The organism is Psychrobacter sp. UBA6291 (assembly GCF_002439405.1).
GTDB lineage: Bacteria > Pseudomonadota > Gammaproteobacteria > Pseudomonadales > Moraxellaceae > Psychrobacter > Psychrobacter faecalis.
Genome location: NZ_DJUD01000053.1, coordinates 13,680 through 33,518, shown reverse-complemented (window position 1 = coordinate 33,518; position 19,839 = coordinate 13,680). Strand labels below are relative to the sequence as shown.

Sequence of the window (19,839 nt, the reverse complement as noted above, 5' to 3'; positions counted from 1 at the left end):
CAAGGACGGTCAGTTATGTTTAAAGAATATACCCAGTACGATGCATTAGCGTTGGCAGCGCTGGTGAATGCAGGGGAAGTCAGTGCCAAAGAATTGTTAGATGCCGCCGTGAATCAAGCCAATGCGCTCAATCCTAAATTAAACGCCATTATCCACCGCTTTGATGAGCGTGCTTATGCTGCTGCAGAAAAAGGCTTGCCAACAGGCGTCTTTAACGGCGTCCCTTATCTGCTCAAAGACCTGTCGTTTCATTTTGCCGATGAGCCAATTACCATGGGCAGTCGCAGCGTCAATATCGTATCAGAAAGCGACAGCGAAATCGTTAAGCGTATGAGAGCCACTGGCGTCAATACCTTTGGCAAAACCAATACGCCAGAATTTGGTTTGATTATCACTACTGAGCCCAAAGCTCATGGCGTCACGCACAATCCCTTTAAAAAAGGCTATAGCTCTGGTGGTTCATCGGGCGGTAGTGCCGCAGCGGTATCAAGTGGTATCGTGCCAATGGCAGGCGCAGGTGACGGCGGTGGTTCGATACGCTTTCCAGCGGCATGGTGCGGCGTGTTTGGCTTTAAGCCTAGTCGAGGCCGTAACCCTATGGGCCCAAAAATTGGCGAGGGCTGGGAAGGGGCGGTCGCTGACCATGTAATTACGCGAAGTGTGCGTGATAGCGCGGCGATGCTTGATGCGACAAGCGGCGCAGAAATCGGCGCGCCTTACGTCATTGCACCGCCCGACGGCACGTTTTTGCAAGCCGCCATGCGCGCGCCAAGGCAATTAACCATCGCCCTGCATCAACAGCCATTGGTTGCCAATACCGAGGTCGATAAAGAAGTACTTGCCGTATTAGAAAAAACCGCGAAACAACTAGAAGCCATGGGTCATCGTGTGGTCCCAGCTGAGCCAAATATTAATATTGAGCAATTTTGGCATGATTTTTTAGTGGTGGTCTGTGCCCATACCGCTTTTACCATTGATAATATCGAGCGTTGTTACGGCGCGCAGCATATCCAAAACCTTGAGCCGCAGACTTATAATATGGCGATGCTTGGGCGCTCATTATCCGCCGTTGATTTAGCCCACGCTAAGCATGGCTGGCACGATAGCCAATACCAAACAGGTTTGCTGCTTGAGACGTACGATATGATTTTATGCCCGACCGTGCCAACGCCTGCGGTCAAGCATGGCGTACTACCGCCAAGCCGTATGGATGAAACACTGATGCGCAGCGCAGGCCTGCTCAATAAAGGCATTAACATGGGCAGATTTGCTTTTAGCTCAGGTATGATTGAAAAGCTCAGCGCCCCAGTACTTGGTAAAATGGGCTTTACTATCTTGGGTAATGTCACCGGCTTACCAGCAATGTCGTTACCTGTTGGTATGAGTAAAAAAGGTCTGCCGATTGGGATGCAGCTGATCGGGCGCATGAATGATGAAACGACGCTATTTAGTATCGCAGGCGAGATGGAGCGTGCTGGCATGTTTACCAAACCGGCTTTTGAGAAATAGTTTTATATGATGAAAGAGTTTTGATAACTTCTATATTAAAAAGTAGAGATTAGCAAAAACGCTTTGATTAAAAGTTTAGGGGCTGTAGTAGATAAGCACTAATCAAAGCGATAAATATCCATACCCAAACTGTGATGCGCCATGCTTTGATGCACCACAGAGACGCGTTGACCGGCACCTAAAGCAAAAAATAATGGCAATAGGTGCTCATCGCTTGGATGTACATTTTGATAATTAGGATATTGCTGCCAATCTAAAGCGCTTGGAATATCCGTTTTTAGTTGTTGCAGCAGCCAAACTTTAAAGTCTTTGGCGGTCTCATCGATACTCTCTGCTTGCCAACGTAATGCCTGTAAATTGTGGGTGATATTGCCCGAGCCAATCAAAAGGATTTGCTCGGCACGCAATTGCGCCAGTTGCGCGCCCAACTGATAGCAAGCGATGCTGTCATAATGGCGTGGCAAGGATATTTGCACGATGGGTATATCAGCCTCAGGATACAGGTGTAAAAGCGGCGCCCAAACCCCGTGGTCACTGACGCGTAAAGGGTTTACACGGCAGGTAATACCACGCGCCGTTAGCTGCTGGGCCAATGTCTCCGCAAGCGCTGGCTGGCCGGCTGCTGGATACTGCAACTCATAGAGTTCGGGCGCAAAGCCAGAAAAATCATGCCACGTCTTTGGTCGCGGATTGCTGCTGATTTCAAGCTTAGCCGACTGCCAGTGCGCTGACATAATGATGATGGCGCGCGGTTTGGGCAAGTTTTGACCGATACGTGCCAACGCACTGGTGGTTGCCGATTGTTCGATGGCGAGCGTCGGAGCGCCGTGCGAAATAAATAATGCGGGCAGTTTAGCCTGTTTTGATGGCGTTATAGCACTTGCTAGCGCAGGCGTGCCTGTCCAAGCAGCCGCTGAGGTAATGGGCGCAGGCGTGCCTGTCCAAGCAGCCGCTGAGGTAATGGGCGCGGGCTTGGATGTTGTTGTATTTTGACGCTCGCTCTTATGTTGCGAGGCAGCGGTCATGGCTTTAGGTGTCGCAGGTTTAGGATGTTTCATGGTGCATTTATTAGGGCGCGCGCCTATATTTCAATCCGTTTTACCATGACGCGTCGCCATTATTTTTGATAGGGCATAGTTGATTTTTATAGCAAATGACTGTTTTTATAAAGGTTTTAATTACCGCGATGATAAGGATGGTTGTGATTGATACTCATGGCGCGATACAGCTGTTCCATTAATACCACGCGCACTAAAGGATGCGGCAGCGTCAGCGCCGATAACGACCATTTCACATCTGCTTTTGCCAATACCTCTGGCGATACGCCGTCAGCGCCGCCAATGACCAACGCAATATCATCGCCTTGCTGCATGCCATCAGCCAGTTTTTCAGCCAGCTGTTCGGTTGAGAGCATTTTACCTTTTACGTCGAGCACCCATAATTGCTCGCGTCCAGCCGCAGCATGAGTGGCCAATATCGCTTGACCTTCTTGCTCACGGTACTGCGCCAAATTGGCGTCTGAGGGGTTTTTGGCGCGTTTAGCGGCGGCAATTTCTACGATTTCAGTATTAAGCATGGGCTGGATACGCTTAAAATATTCATCAAAACCGGTTTGTACCCATTTGGGCATTTTATTTCCAACACTCAATATTCTTACTTTCATAATATAGACCACTTTTATAATGGGTTAAATGCAACAAAAAAATTCTGCGCTTAAGATATTGTAACAAACAGACCTTTTACAAAGTATTTTTTTATGCTTTACTAGCATTTGACCAACAGTTGTTCTTTGTTATGCTTACGGTTTTTATCGTTACATGGTCTTATTGTTAACTAGTATTTATCGTTGAATGGTAAAAAAAGCGTCAGCAACCCTGTACCGTCTTTTTGATAGAGCATAAGATAGTTTGCAACATTTTTTAAACGAAAGGAGTCGTTCATGAACCGTACTATATCAAGACTATTAGCACTTAGCGCAGGTGCGCTACTCTCAACCTCTGTGTTTTCTGCTTCTTTAAACGGTACGCAGTGGCAAACCATTGATGATAAAACTGGCGAGAAAAAAGCCGTTATTCAATTGACCGAAAGCGGTGGTAAAGTTTCAGGAAAAATCATCAAAGTATTGAATAAAGAAAAGGCAGACGCGCTTTGTACCAAATGCCCTGGCAGCTTAAAAAACAAACCGGTTGAAGGCCTACAAATATTGTCAGGCTTAAAGGCCGATGGTAATAACCAGTGGAGTGACGGTAAGCTGGTCGACCCTGAATCAGGAAAAACTTACTCTGGTAAGCTAACCTTGAGTGATAATGGCCAAAGCTTAAAACTGCGCGGTTATGTCGGTACACCTGTCTTTGGTCGCTCGCAAACGTGGCAACGCATTAAGTAGTTTTTGCCAGTGCTCTTATAAAAGCAAATTTATAAAGCAAGCTTGTAAAACAAAAAGGATAGCAGATTGATATGTGCTGTCCTTTTTTCATGTTTTAAATTTTAGATTTTAACTCAATGCTTTTATTTTAAAACGCTATCATCTTAAAGCGCTTAGAGCATCTTTCCTAATCATCATTTGACATTAGCGGCTTGATGGTTTCTGATACGCCGTCATCACTCTGTTGCTCGTCGTTTTTACTATCCGAGGGCGTAGGTTTTGGAATAATCGTCAATGTCGCATCTGACTCAAAAACAATGGCTTCGATATCATCAAAACTATTCATCCCTTCAGAACGCATCGCGCTTTCTAGCTCTTGACGCGTTAGGCGCTCAGCACGCATGGCATCTGGTAAGAATTGCCCTTGATAAAAAACAATCCGCGGCTCCGATAAAATAAGATGACTAAAACTGGCTGAGACAGAAGCATATTTAGTCACTAAAAACTGTAAACAATACAAGGTCACGATAGCGGCGCTGCCCTCGATAAACGGGATTTCTTTGAGTAAAATCGTACTGGCGCTCAAAGAGCCAATCATCACCGTCACAATCCAGTCAAAGTTATTGAGCTGCGAGGTTGAGCGTTTGCCAGATACTTTGGTAATTAACACAATTAACGCATAAACCATGACCGCTGTTAAGATAATGCGCCCAAGTTTTTCTATATTGTCAAAAAGCAGCATGTCCATTATCTGGGCTCCTATTAATCATAAAATACCGTCCGCTGTTTTGTCGCTAGCAAATAGGGTTTGGCTACAAACAGCGTAACGGAATTTCATCATTAATAGGGCAAAAAGTTTGTATGAGGTTGTCTCTATAGGCATTCAATAATGGCAGGCACTCAAAGGGCTTGACGATTAGCGGCTCTGCTTAGGATTAAGGAGGCGGTTGATCAATAAGATACTAAGACGGGCGCTGACTAAGCTCAACACCAATATCATCACCAATGCCGAAAGCAGCGGTAGCGGTCGCTGTATAGCCATCTCGGTTAATACCTCACGGCTCACGGCATCAAATAAGAAAAACCAGATACCTAAGAAATAAACCATGGTAAGTAGCCAAACTACCGCAACGCCGCCAAACATCAAGCGATTGATTTCTTTTCTATCTAGCGCGCGCTGTTGATGCTTAATAAATTTATGCACCGCGATATAAGCGCCGACGATGATGGATACGACAGTGACCAGCTGTGAGTTTAGGGCAAATTTGGTTTGCACCATCATAAATATGGCGCTGGCCAAAACATAACCAACCGCAAAGAATCCGATATATGGCGCCATTTTAGGCGACATTAAGTTTGGATTGTCAGAAGTATTGCCCGCTGTTTGAGTATCTTTTGCTGAACTAAGACGCTTGCTAAGTTGCATTGGTTTGCGTGCCATAAAAATAACCTTTATAAAGGGTAAAGCATAAGTTGCTAAAATATATTAAGCATTGAGCTGTTTACTATTATTTTTTAACAATATTGACGATATTAATATTGTTATCAATGCTGTGCTGTCCAATCTAACATGCTATCTAATACGGTACGGGCAGTATAGGCATTAAGCGCATGATCTGTATTAATCAGTCCGACCACCACATAATCTTGCCCAGACAAACCTTTGACATAGCCTGCCATCGAGGTGACATTATTTAAGGTGCCGGTTTTTATCCAAGCGCGGCCGATGGCTTGCGATTTTGGCAAGCGGTCACTATGGGCGCTGATGGTGCCACTGACGCCAGCAATGCCTAGTGAGCTCACATAAGCATCAAAGCTCGGTTGGTTGTAGGCGTAGGTCAACAGCTCGCTTAGATTGGCGGCACTGATGCTGCAGTCGCGGCAGAGTCCTGAGCCATTGGTCAAATGCGGCGGCGGGCTAGTCAAGTTGGTTTGCCACCATCGATTGATTGATTGCAGCGCTTGCGGATAGTCGGTCGCGGTTGGCTGATCAAATTGATATAAGCTGGTTGCTTGATTATTAAGCAGTTTATAGGTATCAGTGCCTTGCTTATAAATACTTTCGTTATGCGTGTCTTTTTTATTCACATCTGTTTTATAAGCGCCAATAGAAAGCGCTACTTGCTCGGTCATCACGTTATTAGAGAAGTGATTGATATCATAAATCTGCTGCTTAAGGTTTAAAGAAGGATAGCTGACAATGGGCAAGGGCGACATGGCAATCGCTGCCAAACCATGTGACGATTTTTTCTGTTTATTAGCAATTTTATTGGCATGATAAGGCGTTTCTTGAGCGATGACTTTACCGCTTAAGGTATTGCCAAGCGTTTGCCATTTAGAGGCAATGACACGGGCGGCGAAATCTTTGGCATCAGGATAGGCAACATAAAAAGCATGTTCGCCGCAGCTGTCTGGTAAATTGCTATTGAGCGTTAATTGTGCCGCTTGCCACTGCGGCGCAATACTATAGCGCGCTTGCCCGCACGCAGCCGAGCGCATATTTATCATGCTTGGCAATTGATAATTTGTCAATTGCGGTGTGTAGGTTAGCTGGGCGCGCGTATTGTCTAGCGGATAGCTCTGAATACCGACACTGCTAAAATTGACCAAAAAACCATCGGGGCTGGCGTTGTAAGGACGTAGCGGCGAGTTGTCAAAGGCTGCAGGGTCTTTGGTAACATTTTTAAAGACACTACTATCGACGATGATATCGCCGTTGATATGGCGGATACCAGCCGTTTGCACTTTATAAAGCAGTTGCTGTAAGCGTTCGTGGGTCATTTTTGGATCACCACTGCCTTGAATAACCAAATCGCCATAGAGCGTATCGCCAATGATCATACCAGTATGATAGACACGAGTATGCCAAACGAAGTCAGCGCCCAACGTATCTAAGGCGATAAAACTTGGTACCAGTTTCATGGTGCTGGCAGGCGTGCGCGCAATATCGGCTTGATGGCTTAATAGCGGTGAAAACGAAATTTTGATAGCGGGATTATGAGCAGTCGATTTGTCGTTATTGTTTTTGCTGCTTTCATTTTCATTACTACTTTTAGCGGGTTTTAAAGCGTCATCGGGCAGTAGCGGTGGCACGCTCTCTATACTTTGATAGGTATAAGGGTCATCGGTATAAGCATGCAGCTGTCTTGCATGTTGCTTAATCGTCTGTTTTTCAATCGTCACTAAAGTGCTTTGATGTACCGTTATTTCTTTAGCATTAGTATTACTATTTTGAGTCGTTTGTTTTTGGATGCCGTTAGGCTCTGCGGCAGCACTATATGTAGTTAGCGATTCAGGCTGATTAGCGGCTTTAGGGCTATCAATCACCTGAATAGGCGCAGGTAAGCGGCTCGCAGTTTTATCACCGACTGGGGTGATGACAATACTAATATCGGTCGCATTTAAGTTTGCACGCGTAAGCGCTGTCTGAATCGCTTCTGGTAAAACCGCTTGCGCACATAGCGGCGTTAGCAAAACACTCGCAAATAAGGTCAGCGATACTAGGTAGTGAGCAGGCTTATTGAGCGTATATGGTTGCTTAGAAAAAGGCGCTAATTTAGCGAAGACGGTAGGGCGGTTATGAGTTTTAGAAGTGGGTAGCATGAGCGGTCTATCATCAGGTGGCAAAAACAGCCTATGGTAACATGAGTTGCTATTTTCACGTAGTATCAGCGTTGGCGTAGGTGCAAAAATGCCATGGCTGTCATGATGGCATCGTTATAAGCATCGTGTGTGCCGAGCTCTGGGATCTCATAATGCGCTAAAATATTGGTCAAATGCTGTGATTGATTAGGAATACCCTGCGTACGATCGCCCATACGCCGAATGTATAATTGCCGTATATCAATAACTTGGTTCGGTAGCGTGGTGCCCATATAGCGCTTGACCAAAGGGTTCAAAAAACCTGTATCTATCTGCGGGCAAAACCCAACTAGCGGTCGATTGTCTATAAAAGGCAGTACTAAAGCCAGCATTTCATCGTAGCTCATACCATGCTCAACATCGGCAGTACGCAGCCCATGAATCACAATGGTATCACGATCAGGCATCACTGGCGGCCGACAAACCAAATGCAGACCGTTACCCGTATCAATGCTATCGCCGTTGATATGAATGGCAGCGATAGATAGCAGGTGATGCTTTTTTGGATTGAGTCCTGTCATCTCACAGTCAATCGCGACCCATTTATCAGCCAAAGGTGTATTAAACATCGATGCCAGCTCAGGGCGCTGCAAATGGTTTTTTTGCCAATGAGAAGATAACTGTTTTAGCCAACGCATCTTATTTTTGCTCCCTTTTATTTTTGCGCGCAGCGTTCTTATCAACTGACTTATTTATTTTAATTAAACTCTAGCTGATAATGGCGACTTAATTGACCCTTAAAGCTTTTGACCACGGCCAGGCATTCATTTAATAAGTCTCGCTCGAGTGCCGATAAAGTGGTCGGATCAACTTGCCGCGCATGCTTATCATCTGTTGATAGCGCCACTGACAAACGCTGCGCCATAAAAAACTCTAATGCTTCAAGCAAAGTGTCAGCGCGCTGTTGGTTTAAGGCGCGCACTTGCACCAAGGCTTTAAGGCGTCCTTTACTACTCGGCGCATCAAAAATATCGTTTTCTAAGGCTAAAGTACGAATGCCATGCACCAGCGGAAAAATACCGGCTTTTTTAAGATCGATATCGTAGGCGCTTTTTTTACCGCCAAGGAGCGGCACAAACTTTTGCCACCATTGACCGACATCGCCAAACTGTAAAGCGGCACGGGCGAACTGGCGGACAAACATCAGGTCTGACTGGCGATGGGCAATTTTTAAATGTTCGCGCACACTCGTCAGTAGCGATTCATCGCCGCAGACATATTCGCCATCAAATATGGCCGACAAATAAATACTATGTATCGGGTCGGTATTTCTAAACCATAAGCTAATCTGCGCTTTAAACTGTTTGAGCGGCTGCCGCCACATCGGATTGGTCATCATGATATTGCCATCGCACAGCGGATAACCCAAAGTTGCTAAATGATGGTTAAAGGTTTCAGCGAACTGAGCTAAGTCAGAATGGCTATAACCATCACGAATAATCAGCGCATTGTCTTGGTCGGTACGCATGATTTGCTCGCCGCGACCCTCTGAGCCCATGACGATGACGCAAGTATTTTCCATCACTTCATCAGGTACGATAAGTTGCCACAGTTTGGTAAAAACTTGCGCATTAAGCGTCTGTACCATACGGCTGACATTACCGACTTTGATACCGTTTTGGTGCTGCGCGCGAATATAGCGCCCGATAAGCTCAACCGCGGTAGCTAAGCTCGGCAAGTCTTTTGCCTGTTCAATCTGCAGACTAATCAGCTGCGAATGATGACCAATATGAGCGAGCATATCACTTTGCCCAAGCACGCCTGCAACCTTGCCGTTGGCATCAATCACCGGCAGCCTATGGATACGGTAGCGCGTCATGGTTAATAGCGCATCGCCAATCTCATCGTCCGCATCAATGGTGCGCAGATTGAAGCTTGCATAACGCTGGCAAGGCGTCGTCGCAGGGTTTTGCTGCTCACTCACTGCGCGGCAGATATCGGTATCGGTTAAAATACCTAACGTACGACCAGAATAGTTGTTGGGAATTTGGCCGTTAGCGCTATCAGTAACTAAGCTGCTATCTAGGTTGTTGCCTAAATTTAGGTCTAAGTTTTGGTCTAAATCCGTTTTTAAATCATTATCTAATGTTTGCTTTTCAGCAAGGTGTGATTGGTCGAGCGGTCGCACCAACACATGCTTAAGCCCAGCTTTAGTCATGATATGCGCCGCCTCATAGAGGCTGCTGGTGGCATCAATGATATGCACCGGCAATAGGCTGACATCAATCACTGGCTGCATCATGATTTGCTGCACTTCTTGCTGCTCATTATAGCCATGAGAGCTAGTATCTAAGCTTTGCCCGCTTCGCCGCTGCTGCAATGCTTTTAATCGTTCAGGTAAATCTTCTGAGAGTAATTGGCGCACCAAATGATTCTGGGCACTGATTTTGTCAACGGTTGTGCCATTGATTTGCAGCAGCAGGGTGTCTTCAATCGCACGAAATTCGTAGGGCGATATGTCACTTTCATTTTTGGGTTTGTCATTGTTTATAGGTACGGTACTTTTTATAGGTATGAAAGTGGCTGCTTCGTTATCCTCTTCTATAAACGTTTTTGGCAACCGCCGACTGTCAAACCAATCATTACTATTTAGATGGTCGGTATGATTGCTACCCAAATACGTCGCCACGAACTCGCCAGCAAGCAGCTGCTCGATTTGTCCTTTAATGACCACATAAAAATAGCTTAAATCATCAGCAGATAAACGCTCATCTTTAGCAAGATAACGGATTTGGGTATTTTTTCTAATACTTTGACGTTCAGCCGCGCTTAATACGTCAAAAGGTGGCTGGGTAAAATCAAGATGGGGCATGGCATCATCCTTGATGGCATATTTAGTAAAATTTTGGAAAAAGGGATTTTATGAGTGATAAGGGGATATAAAAAAGTGTCGCGTTGTTTCTACTATAGCATTGTTTAATCGGCAAGATAGCAAGAAACCGCATATAACCACGATGATACTGTGGTTATGTACGGTTCTCTGATACTATGTTGAATATTGAGGTGTTATTTATTGTTTAATACTTAGATTTCCTGGCCAATGTTTGAGACAGGTTTTTAAACTCAGTTTTAAAAAATGTTGTTTCAGCGGCAAGTTAAGCGCCAAGTAATTGACGGATACGATTGATGGCTTCGCGGCTTTCCTCAACGCTAGCAACCAAGGCAATACGCACATAACCTTGCCCAGGATTTTTACCATTGACCTCGCGTGACAGATAACGCCCCGCCAGCGCGTGAATATTTGCTTGCTCATACAAAGCTTTGACAAAGATTTCGTCGTCGCCATTAAATTGCTCAGGGACTTTTACCCAAAAGTAAAAACCCGCCTCTGGCATGCGTAAATCAAGCAATTCGCCAAGCTCTGACATCCATAAGGCGAATTTTTCTTGATAAAGCGCTCGATTGTGCGCCACGTGCTTTTCATCTTCCCAAGCAGCGATAGATGCCAGCTGATGCGGTATTGGCATCGCGCAGCCTTGATAAGTGCGATATTGCAAATAAGGCTGTAAAATATTGGCGTCACCGGCGACAAAGCCTGAACGCAGGCCGGGCAAGTTTGAACGCTTGGATAAAGAGTGAAATACCACACAGTTTTTAAAGTCATGGCGACCGAGCGCTGCACAAGCTTGCAGCAGGCCAATCGGCGCGCTGTCAAAATACAGCTCGCTATAGCACTCATCGCTGGCAATGATAAAGCCGTACTGGTCGGACAAACGCAGTAAGTGTTCCCAATCGTCCATGGTCATGACGGAACCGGTTGGATTGTTTGGGCTACAGACAAACAATAGCTGCGTGCGCGTCCAAACGTCCCTCGGTACCGCGCGATAGTCACCTTTAAAATCATTATCGATGCTGCAAGGCATAAAGTACGGCGTCGCTTGCGCGAGTATGGCAGCACCCTCGTATATCTGATAAAACGGATTGGGCATCACAATCGTTGGTGCTTCATCTGTTTTTTGCAAGGGCTGCGCGCTTGGCTGATTATGAGCCGCCAGTTGATTGGCTTCGTCTTCGGACAACTCGGTTTGTGGATGGTCAATAACCGCTTGCACCAAGCTAAAAATCGCCTCGCGTGTACCCATGACTGGCAATACTTGGCTATGCGGGTCGAGATGATTGAGAAAGAAGCGCTTTTCTAACCAGTGAGCGATGGTTTGACGCAGCTCAAACAGCCCGTTGGTGGTTGGATATTGGCTTATTTTGTCCAAGTTTTCGCGTAGGACGTCCAACACAAATGCTGGCGGCTCGTGTTTTGGCTCTCCAATACCGAGCTTAATTTCACTATAGTTATAGGCTGGCGTACTGTCCGCGAGTAAAGTCGCCATCTTAGCGAACGGATAAGGGTGCAGAGTCGTCAAGTTGTGATTCATAGGTAGGCTAACTATAATAGACAATTAATAATAAAGTGATAAAGAAAAATTACATTTGAGCAGTGTAGCACTTCTCTTATTTTTTGTCTTTTTTCTTCTCAAACGGTTTATTGTTGAGTTAAAACCAGCACTTAAAGCAATTTATACGGTAAATAACCTCGCATAGCGCTTGTTTTTTAGACGGTAACCTCTATTGAGATTGGCCAATTTTAATCATGCGATTAAGTATAGATAAAATTAAAATAGCGTCATTTATTAACCAAGCAAAAAATAACTGTCCGTAAAAACGGCCGCTTATTTTAAGGAAACTTGATATGTCTAGTGTTTTAAAAACCGATGAGCGTGGCGCTAAAGATATCAATGTGCAACAATTTGAGGGTAGCCAGCGTGTTGAGCTATACGAGCAACTAAAACAGCGCGAGCACAATTGGTGGCAGGCGCGGCAGCAGTTGACGCTGTTAAAAGAGCGGCAGATGTTTTGGTTTGGCGATAACAGCTTTATGATGTGGCTGCTCTGGCAATTGGTCAGCTATGTGGTGGTGGCGATGGTGCTTATGCTCCTGAGCAAACTGTCAAACATCTCATTGCCTTTATGGCAGTACATGGGTTTGTTTGTGATACAGACGCTGATTTTTATCGTCATGTTGGGTTTTAAGGGCCGTATGGCCACGCATTTACAAAATAAGATCAATCAAGTCGATGTCTTGCGTGAAGAAGCGCTTAACGAGATGACTATTTTGGCCGCTGACACGCTTTATAATGATGTGCATGCCAAAGCCCCGATTTCCTTACAGCAAATCTTTGAGTACTACGACGGCGAATTTCATTTGGCCAGTTTGCATCGTCTGCTACAAAAAGAGGTAGACGCTGGGCGCTTGATGCTTGGGCAGCAGCAGGTAGAAGCAGAGATTTTGCCGTTGGAGCTTGCCGATGAGGAGCTTAAAGAGATGGCAAGCGAGATGATCTATAAAAGCGTCTTATAAAGTATGCGTTTAATATAAGTAGCTTATAAATATTTGGTCAAAAGCTATCGTTGATATTTCGTCTTAAAAAAACGCTTTATCGTTGAAGGTTAACGATAAAGCGTTTTTCGTATTTATAATTTAGCTTCTAACGATTAACTTCTAACATAAGCAGTTATATAGCAATTAACCATCGTTACGAATGCTCAGGCTTGCTATCAATGCTGCCTTTAATGCCTCAAGTTTATCCGCCGACAATGCCTGATCGTTTTGATCGCTGATGTAAAACATATCTTCTGCGCGCTCGCCTAACGTGGTAATACGAGCGGCATGCACTTCAATTTGTTGTTGTAAAAACACCTGACCAACGCGGGCAAGTAAGCCTGGTTGATCAAGCGTCTCTAAGCTCATGATATGCTGATTTGAGGCTTCATTAAACTCAAAGTGAATCGTCGTAGCAACATCGAAATGTCGCAACTGGCGCGGCATTTTTCTATTGGTAAGCTTGGGCACCGTCGGATTTTTAAAGGCGTCGATTAAGCGCTGTTTAAGCTCTTGTTGGCTGTCTGTATCAACCAATAGCGTACCGCTGCGGTCGAGCAGCACGTAGGAATCTAAGGCAAAATCTCGCGTCGCGGTAATGATACGCGCATCCAAAACATCGAGATTCATCTGATCAAACACCGCCATGGTAACGGCAAATAAATTGACCTGATCTTGCGTATAAACAAACACTTGCACCGCATCAAGTGCCAACTCGCGATGCTCACGTAACACAACTAAGGGTTGGCTATTGGCATCGGAGGCGCGGCCGATGGGCGGATGGTTTAAAATGGCTTCGGTATGCCACAAGATATCTTCTGCAATCTCGCGCAAAAAATACTCATCGCCCAAGTCGTCCCATAGCCTTAAAACCTCATCGCGATTCATATGCTGATTATCGACATTATCAAGCATCGCCAGCGCCTGTTTGCGCGTGGCTTTAATCATGTCTTGGCGGTTGGTTGGGGCGTCAATGTCAGCGCGCAGGATACGCCGTGTTTGTGAATACAGCTGCTTCATCAAAGTCGCGCGCCAGCTGTTCCAAAGCTGGGGGTTGGTGGCATTCATATCGGCGACCGTTAGGACGTACAGATGGTTTAAATGAGTGACGTTGCCGACTAAATCGGCAAATAGCGTCACCACTTCTGGGTCGGAGATATCCTTTTTCTGCGCTGTCATCGACATCAGCAAATGATAGCGCGTCAACCAGCCGACCAAATGCGCGTCCGCAGCACTCATGCCATGAGCAAGACAAAACTCAATCGCTTCTGTTTCGCCAAGCTGGCTATGATTGCCGCCGCGGCCTTTGGCAATATCATGAAACATCGCCGCCAACACCAAAATCTCTTTGCGCTCGATACGCTGAAAGATAGAGCTGACCAGTGGAAAGTCCTCAAAAAAGCGCGGATCGGTAAAGCGGTGCAAAATACGAATCAAAAATAACGTATGCGCATCAACGGTATAACGATGGAATAAATCGTACTGCATGAGCCCAGTCACTTGCGCAAAAGCTGGGATATAGCTGCCCAAAACGCCGTAACGATTCATGGTACGCAGGCGATGAAATAGATAGTTTTGCTCTTTTAAATTGGCTAAAAACAGCGCTTGATGCGACGGGTTGTCTCTATACGCTTGATCGATGCCGCGCGCCGCTATTTTTAACGCACGCAAGGTATGGGTACGGACGTTTTTAATACCGTATTGACCCATCAGCAAAAACATCTCTAATATCGCCTCAGGGTGCTGAGCAAAGACGCGATGATGCGATATTGCAATCTGTTCGCCGACTCGGTTAAAGCGGGCGTTAATCGGATGTTTTTTTGGTCTTTCTTCATCCGGCAGTTGCGGCTCAATAATGGTTTCGTAATAATGATTGGTCAGCATCTCAGATAGCGTCGATATCTGCATGGCACAGCGATAATAATCACGCATAAAGCGCTCAACGGCGGCATTTGGTTGGTCGTCAGGCTGCGTCTCATAGCCCATCATTTGCGCAATTTCACGCTGATAATCAAACAGCAGCTTGTTTTCATTGCGCCCAGTCAGCTCATGCAAATAATGGCGGATTTGCCATAAATAACCTTCGGCAAAGTTAAGCTCATCGAACTCTTTTTCGGTCAAAAAGTTTTGCTGTACCAAGTCATAAAGCTTACTGACGCGAAAGTAGCGTTTGGTCACCCAGCCAATGATATGAATATCACGCAGACCACCGGGCGCCGTTTTAATGTTAGGCTCAAGATTGTACTCAGTGGCATTGTGCTGCAAATAGCGTGCTTTTGCTTCAGCGATTTTTACTTCATAAAAATCACGTGGTGACCACTGGGTATTGACGATTTTATGGGGCACATCTTGCAATGCTTCATTGCCGACTAACAACCGTGCTTCTAACAAAGTACTGGCAACGGTGTGGTCGAGCGCCGCTTCCAAGCATTCGCTGACGCTGCGCACCGATAGGGCGGGCTCAAGTCCAATATCCCATAATAGCGCCACTAAATTATCGATTTTCTCTTTATTATCAACCGTAATCTCGTCTGGCGTTAGCAGCAAAATATCGACATCTGAATATAACGACAGCTCACCGCGCCCATAACCGCCAGTGGCAAATAAGGCTAAGTCCGTTTTATCAAGCTCAAACCATTTGAACAACGCAATGAGTAATTCATCGATGACGCAAGCACGAGCTGCTACCAATTGGCGAATATTGACGCCGCGTTCGAGCTCGCGGCTGATATCGTCATTGATTTGGAGTAGCCACTCAGCAATACCAATCTCGGAAATACTGTGCTTAGAAATACTGTGCTCGGAAATATTTTGCTCGCGATTACTGAACGACGTCGCGCTATCAGTGGTAGTGCCATGGTCTGATAATAGAGGCATAGGTGTCAAATCAATGGTCGCGACATCGCAAGTAAACATGAAGGGTATCCGATTAAGAGGTTGTAAATAGAGGCGCTAAAAAAATGGGTGAATGCAAATATCACGCTGAAAAACAAAAAATAGCACCGCCAATATGCCTGAATTTTTAGGCAAAAAAAAGACCGCCTAGGCGATCTTTTTACGTATTACTGGGTCAAAAAGCTTAAGTCTTCTTCGGGGCGTGTGGTAAAGACTTCACAGCCATTGTCCGTCACCACCATGGTATGTTCCCACTGTGCTGACAGCTTGCGGTCTTTAGTAATCGCCGTCCATTCGTCCGGCAAAATCTTGGTCTGCCACGTGCCTTGATTAATCATCGGCTCAATGGTAAAAGTCATGCCCGTTTTTAGCTCAAAGCCTGTGCCTTTTTTACCATAGTGCATGACTTGCGGCTCGTGATGGAATTCATTACTGATACCGTGACCACAAAACTCGCGCACGATACTAAAGCGCTCAGGCTCGACCACTTCTTGAATAGCCGCACCGACATCGCCCAAGCGCGCGCCGTTTTTGACCACACTCATACCAGCATAAAGGGCATCTTGCGCCACTTTGCAAATACGCTGCGCCATGATAGAGCCATTACCGACAATCCACATTTTCGAAGTGTCACCGTAATAGCCGTCTTTAATCACGGTGACATCGATATTGATGATATCGCCATCTTTGAGCAGTTTATTGTCGGTTGGAATACCGTGACAAACCACATGATTGACTGAGGTACAGATAGATTTTGGGAAGCCGTTATAATTAAGCGGCGCAGGAATCGCGTCTTGCACGTTAACAATATAGTCATGAGCGATTTGGTTCAATGCTTCGGTACTGACGCCAACTTTGACGTGCTCGTCGAGCATTACAAGGACATCACTGGCAAGTTTACCAGCCACGCGCATTTTTTCTATGGCTTCAGGAGATTGGATAAGGGATTTTTTGGTCATCATAGTCGTACTTATAGTTATAGAATTTAGGTAGGCAATTATACCATAAATGCAAGCGTCGCTGTTCTGCTAACCCTTAGCAACTTTGTACACATTTATCAACCCTAGCGTTATAGTGATATTAGCTGTTTCAGCTTATCTATATGTAGATACGTGACTATAAAGTCATGGAAATATGACTCATATATCAAAAAACAGTTGAATGTTGTAGATGATAGAAGTATGGTAATTTTGTTTGCTAAATGAATTGGCAACGATTTTTAGCGCTTACTGCAGGATGCAATAGCTAAGCGTGAAAAAATAAACGTTAAAGATAAGCCACATAAAAGTGGCTTCACGCTTTTATTTTACAATAACAAGGATGTTGTTATGACTCTAAAATCTCGCCTGCGCGCTGCCATAATGCCCAGTGCCTTTCTACCTTCACTTGGCGCTATTGCTGCCGGTGTGCTCCTCATGACCTTACAAACCACTTCTGCTCAAGCAGCGGGACAATTTTATAATTGCGCCAATGCCACCGGCTGTAAGATGGTCGATAGCAAATTTTTCACCTCAAAACATACTGATACCAAATATCCTGTCGTAATGGCGCATGGGCTTGGCGGCTGGACGAAGCTGTTTGGCGTGCTTGACTACTTTTATGGCATTCCTGAAACCTTGATGGCAGGTGGCAGTGAGGTTTATAGCACTAAGACCTCCGCTGTTAATAACAGTGAAGTGCGCGGTGAGCAATTGCTACAACAAATCAAAACCATTACAGCGATTTCAGGTAAACCCAAAGTAAATTTATTTGGTCACAGTATGGGCGGTATCGATATTCGTTATGTCGCTGGTGTGGCGCCTAATTACGTTGCCTCCGTGACCGCGGTTTCAAGTCCCGAGCAAGGCTCAAAAATGGCCGACTGGGTTATTAAGCAAGTCGTGGAAGGTAGCGCGAATAGTGGCTATGCTGAAGGTGAATTTAACGTAGGCTCTCAGATTGCTTTAGGCTTCTTTAAGTTCGTTGGTGGCTTTATGGACGTCGGCTCAGGTATCAGCTTTAAAGAGATACAAGAGCAAGATGGCTGGGAGGCGGTAACGGCGCTATCTACTACATCTTCGGCGAAGTTTAATGCCAAGTTTCCAGCCGCTATGCCTAGCAGTTATTGTGGTCAACCTACCAATACTGAAGTCAACGGTATCAAGTACTACTCTTTTAGCGGTATCGGTCAAGTGACCAATGGCTTAGATCCCAGTGATTATCTCTTAGCATTGACTGGGACCACCTTTGATGGTGAGAGCAATGATGGTTTGGTTTCTGCTTGCTCTAGCCGTTTAGGCTACGTGATTCGTGATGACTATGAAATGAACCATTTAGATTCATCAAATCAAGTATTAGGCTTGACGGCATGGGGACAGCCAGACCCTAAAACCTTGTATCGCGATCAGGTTAACCGCCTGAAAAAAGCCAACTTATAAAGCTATTTTGGTGGTGTGTCAAAAAGTATGCTGATTAAAATTTGAACAATTTTTGAAGCCTTGAAAGCTTTATAGAATCAGAGAACTTAGCTTAGATTTCTTATTGACTTTTATCGCCAGCATACTTTTTAGAACACCACCGCTATTTTTTAAAGCTTGTTTTAGAGCTCATTTATAAGTTAGCAAATTAACCACTTTTAAATAAAAGGGTCACTATGTAACGGGCCCTTTTATTTTGTGCCATTTTATGAATAGTAAATTCCTTATCAACCGCTTGATTAAATAAGATAGTGTCGTTATGCCAACTAATCGCCGTCCACCATTTTTGCTCATTATTATCGCCGTGATAATCGTTTTAGTTGTGGCGACTATTTGGTGGTTTAAGCCCGATAATGCTGGTAAACCTTCTTCTCAAACAGAGGCTACAGCGCTGAATAGTCAAGCTAATGCCAGCATCATAGACGAGGCGAATGTTAATAATAATGTTGGCACATTATCCAAGCAAGACGCTTCTCAATTTACCACAGGTCTTGAGAATCTACCGCGCTCTTTGCAAGGAACGGAGGTCGACGGTGAGATTATCATTGATGAAAACAAACAGTTGGTCGTCACCGAAGGGCTACGGCGCTTATTTGATTATTTTTTATCGGCGCTAGGTGAAGAGGATGAAGCAGTCATTTATGCGCGGGTGGAGAGTTATATCCGCAGTCATACGCCAGAGCCTGCAGCTAGCCAAGCGATGAAGATATTTGACCAGTATATCGCCTATCTTAAAGCAATTCCTGCTATAGAAAAACGTTATGGCAATCTGCAACTACAGGCGACCAAAAATGGCGAGCTGGATTTAAATGTGGTGGCGCAGCAGCGGCAAGATGTCGCAAAATTACGTCAGCAGCACTTTGATAAAACTACTATAACCGCCTTTTTTGGCGCAGAAGATGCATATGATGATTATAGTATTGCGATGGTCAAAATTAACCAAGATAAGCAAATGTCCGACGCCCAAAAAGAAGCAGCAAAGCAAGATTATATTAGCCGTATGCCTGATAATGCGACCAAAGCCAATATCGCTCAGCAGGCCAATCTTAATGAGCTAATTACTCGTACAGAGCAGCTACAAGCCAAGGGTGCAACGGCTGAAGAGTTATACAATATGCGCCGTGAGTTGGTTGGCGCGCCAGCAGCAGCAAGGCTCGCGCAGGTCGATCAACAAGATGCTCATTTTGATCAGCGTTTTAAGCAGTATCAAGCCCAAAAACAGCAGTTACTAAGTCAGAATGCCGATAAGGCACAAGCACAAACCCAAATCAATCAAATAGAGCAGCAATTGTTTAATGAGACGGAACGTAAACGTTTGGCAGGTTATGCCGCTTTGCAACAACAAAAGGCCGCAACTCCCAATTAAATCTGATGTTAATTTTTAGGTAAAAATAAAAAGTATTTAACGGTGAAATGACAAACTCAGTGGCCTAAAGAGTATTTTTAACTGAAGTACTAGCAGGGAATAGGTATTGTAACAAGGTGTGTTAGCAAAAAAGCTATAAAGTAGAACAAATATAGCGGTAATTGGTACTCAATCTATCATGACAGGCTTATGAAAAATGGGCATAATAACCTCACTGTTTAGACTAACGATA

The 19,839-nt window shown here is 45.1% G+C and carries 15 protein-coding genes; 5 read left to right on the top strand and 10 right to left on the bottom strand.

Annotation, left to right across the window (positions count from 1 at the left end):
* Window positions 1–15: 15 nt before the first annotated feature.
* Window positions 16–1,509: an amidase gene (locus B3R91_RS09240; RefSeq protein ID WP_286797354.1), complete on the top strand. Its 1,494-nt coding sequence runs from the start codon at window positions 16–18 to the stop codon at window positions 1,507–1,509.
* Window positions 1,510–1,607: 98 nt separating this feature from the next.
* Here the strand turns inward: B3R91_RS09240 and B3R91_RS09235 are convergent, their stop codons facing one another.
* Window positions 1,608–2,567, bottom strand: coding sequence for a DODA-type extradiol aromatic ring-opening family dioxygenase (locus B3R91_RS09235; protein ID WP_286797353.1), 960 nt, complete (start codon window positions 2,565–2,567; stop codon window positions 1,608–1,610).
* Window positions 2,568–2,683: 116 nt separating this feature from the next.
* Complete coding sequence (gene rlmH, locus B3R91_RS09230; RefSeq protein ID WP_286797352.1) at window positions 2,684–3,172, bottom strand: 23S rRNA (pseudouridine(1915)-N(3))-methyltransferase RlmH; 489 nt, start codon at window positions 3,170–3,172, stop codon at window positions 2,684–2,686.
* Window positions 3,173–3,448: 276 nt separating this feature from the next.
* Here rlmH and B3R91_RS09225 point away from each other — a divergent pair, with 276 nt between their 5' ends.
* On the top strand, window positions 3,449–3,895 hold the full coding sequence (locus B3R91_RS09225) for a DUF2147 domain-containing protein (RefSeq protein ID WP_286797351.1): 447 nt from the start codon (window positions 3,449–3,451) through the stop codon (window positions 3,893–3,895).
* A 166-nt stretch (window positions 3,896–4,061) separates the two neighbouring features.
* On the opposite strand, the gene B3R91_RS09220 is transcribed toward B3R91_RS09225, so the two are convergent.
* From B3R91_RS09220 to dapC, 6 genes are all read right to left on the bottom strand, one after another.
* Window positions 4,062–4,622, bottom strand: coding sequence for a DUF421 domain-containing protein (locus tag B3R91_RS09220; protein ID WP_286797350.1), 561 nt, complete (start codon window positions 4,620–4,622; stop codon window positions 4,062–4,064).
* 168 nt (window positions 4,623–4,790) lie between these two features.
* Window positions 4,791–5,315 carry an ABZJ_00895 family protein gene (locus tag B3R91_RS09215; RefSeq protein WP_286797349.1) on the bottom strand — a complete coding sequence of 175 codons (525 nt, stop codon included), beginning with the start codon at window positions 5,313–5,315 and terminating at the stop codon, window positions 4,791–4,793.
* Window positions 5,316–5,419: 104 nt separating this feature from the next.
* Window positions 5,420–7,477, bottom strand: a complete 2,058-nt coding sequence (locus tag B3R91_RS09210) for a D-alanyl-D-alanine carboxypeptidase/D-alanyl-D-alanine-endopeptidase (protein WP_286797348.1) — start codon at window positions 7,475–7,477, stop codon at window positions 5,420–5,422.
* A gap of 65 nt (window positions 7,478–7,542) precedes the next feature.
* Window positions 7,543–8,154: a 3'-5' exonuclease gene (locus B3R91_RS09205; protein WP_286797347.1), complete on the bottom strand. Its 612-nt coding sequence runs from the start codon at window positions 8,152–8,154 to the stop codon at window positions 7,543–7,545.
* A gap of 59 nt (window positions 8,155–8,213) precedes the next feature.
* Window positions 8,214–10,328, bottom strand: a complete 2,115-nt coding sequence (locus B3R91_RS09200) for a DUF294 nucleotidyltransferase-like domain-containing protein (RefSeq protein ID WP_286797345.1) — start codon at window positions 10,326–10,328, stop codon at window positions 8,214–8,216.
* Window positions 10,329–10,611: 283 nt separating this feature from the next.
* Window positions 10,612–11,886 (bottom strand): succinyldiaminopimelate transaminase, encoded by a 1,275-nt coding sequence (gene dapC, locus B3R91_RS09195; protein ID WP_286797343.1) that lies wholly within the window; start codon window positions 11,884–11,886, stop codon window positions 10,612–10,614.
* A gap of 314 nt (window positions 11,887–12,200) precedes the next feature.
* Between dapC and B3R91_RS09190 the strand changes: the two genes are divergently transcribed.
* On the top strand, window positions 12,201–12,869 hold the full coding sequence (locus B3R91_RS09190; RefSeq protein ID WP_286797342.1) for a hypothetical protein: 669 nt from the start codon (window positions 12,201–12,203) through the stop codon (window positions 12,867–12,869).
* A gap of 165 nt (window positions 12,870–13,034) precedes the next feature.
* On the opposite strand, the gene glnD is transcribed toward B3R91_RS09190, so the two are convergent.
* Both glnD and map read right to left on the bottom strand, forming a co-directional pair.
* On the bottom strand, window positions 13,035–15,806 hold the full coding sequence (glnD, locus tag B3R91_RS09185) for a [protein-PII] uridylyltransferase (RefSeq protein ID WP_286797341.1): 2,772 nt from the start codon (window positions 15,804–15,806) through the stop codon (window positions 13,035–13,037).
* Window positions 15,807–15,952: 146 nt separating this feature from the next.
* Window positions 15,953–16,744, bottom strand: coding sequence for a type I methionyl aminopeptidase (map, locus tag B3R91_RS09180; RefSeq protein ID WP_414707544.1), 792 nt, complete (start codon window positions 16,742–16,744; stop codon window positions 15,953–15,955).
* Window positions 16,745–17,113: 369 nt separating this feature from the next.
* Between map and B3R91_RS09175 the strand changes: the two genes are divergently transcribed.
* Both B3R91_RS09175 and B3R91_RS09170 read left to right on the top strand, forming a co-directional pair.
* The gene (locus B3R91_RS09175) at window positions 17,114–18,202 is read left to right on the top strand and encodes an esterase/lipase family protein (RefSeq protein ID WP_286797339.1); all 1,089 of its coding nucleotides are present in this window, start codon (window positions 17,114–17,116) and stop codon (window positions 18,200–18,202) included.
* A gap of 298 nt (window positions 18,203–18,500) precedes the next feature.
* Window positions 18,501–19,607, top strand: coding sequence for a lipase secretion chaperone (locus B3R91_RS09170; RefSeq protein ID WP_286797338.1), 1,107 nt, complete (start codon window positions 18,501–18,503; stop codon window positions 19,605–19,607).
* Window positions 19,608–19,839: the final 232 nt, after the last annotated feature.

Bases quoted from the DNA above. Each gene is read 5' to 3' on its own strand.
- B3R91_RS09210 (WP_286797348.1), bottom strand. From the start codon at position 7,477: ATGCTACCCACTTCTAAAACTCATAACCGCCCTACCGTCTTCGCTAAA.
- dapC (WP_286797343.1), bottom strand. From the start codon at position 11,886: ATGAATCACAACTTGACGACTCTGCACCCTTATCCGTTCGCTAAGATG.
- B3R91_RS09240 (WP_286797354.1), top strand. From the start codon at position 16: ATGTTTAAAGAATATACCCAGTACGATGCATTAGCGTTGGCAGCGCTG.
- B3R91_RS09220 (WP_286797350.1), bottom strand. From the start codon at position 4,622: ATGGACATGCTGCTTTTTGACAATATAGAAAAACTTGGGCGCATTATC.
- B3R91_RS09235 (WP_286797353.1), bottom strand. From the start codon at position 2,567: ATGAAACATCCTAAACCTGCGACACCTAAAGCCATGACCGCTGCCTCG.
- map (WP_414707544.1), bottom strand. From the start codon at position 16,744: ATGACCAAAAAATCCCTTATCCAATCTCCTGAAGCCATAGAAAAAATG.
- B3R91_RS09215 (WP_286797349.1), bottom strand. From the start codon at position 5,315: ATGGCACGCAAACCAATGCAACTTAGCAAGCGTCTTAGTTCAGCAAAA.
- B3R91_RS09175 (WP_286797339.1), top strand. From the start codon at position 17,114: ATGACTCTAAAATCTCGCCTGCGCGCTGCCATAATGCCCAGTGCCTTT.
- B3R91_RS09200 (WP_286797345.1), bottom strand. From the start codon at position 10,328: ATGCCCCATCTTGATTTTACCCAGCCACCTTTTGACGTATTAAGCGCG.
- B3R91_RS09170 (WP_286797338.1), top strand. From the start codon at position 18,501: ATGCCAACTAATCGCCGTCCACCATTTTTGCTCATTATTATCGCCGTG.
- B3R91_RS09225 (WP_286797351.1), top strand. From the start codon at position 3,449: ATGAACCGTACTATATCAAGACTATTAGCACTTAGCGCAGGTGCGCTA.
- glnD (WP_286797341.1), bottom strand. From the start codon at position 15,806: ATGTTTACTTGCGATGTCGCGACCATTGATTTGACACCTATGCCTCTA.
- B3R91_RS09205 (WP_286797347.1), bottom strand. From the start codon at position 8,154: ATGCGTTGGCTAAAACAGTTATCTTCTCATTGGCAAAAAAACCATTTG.
- B3R91_RS09190 (WP_286797342.1), top strand. From the start codon at position 12,201: ATGTCTAGTGTTTTAAAAACCGATGAGCGTGGCGCTAAAGATATCAAT.
- rlmH (WP_286797352.1), bottom strand. From the start codon at position 3,172: ATGAAAGTAAGAATATTGAGTGTTGGAAATAAAATGCCCAAATGGGTA.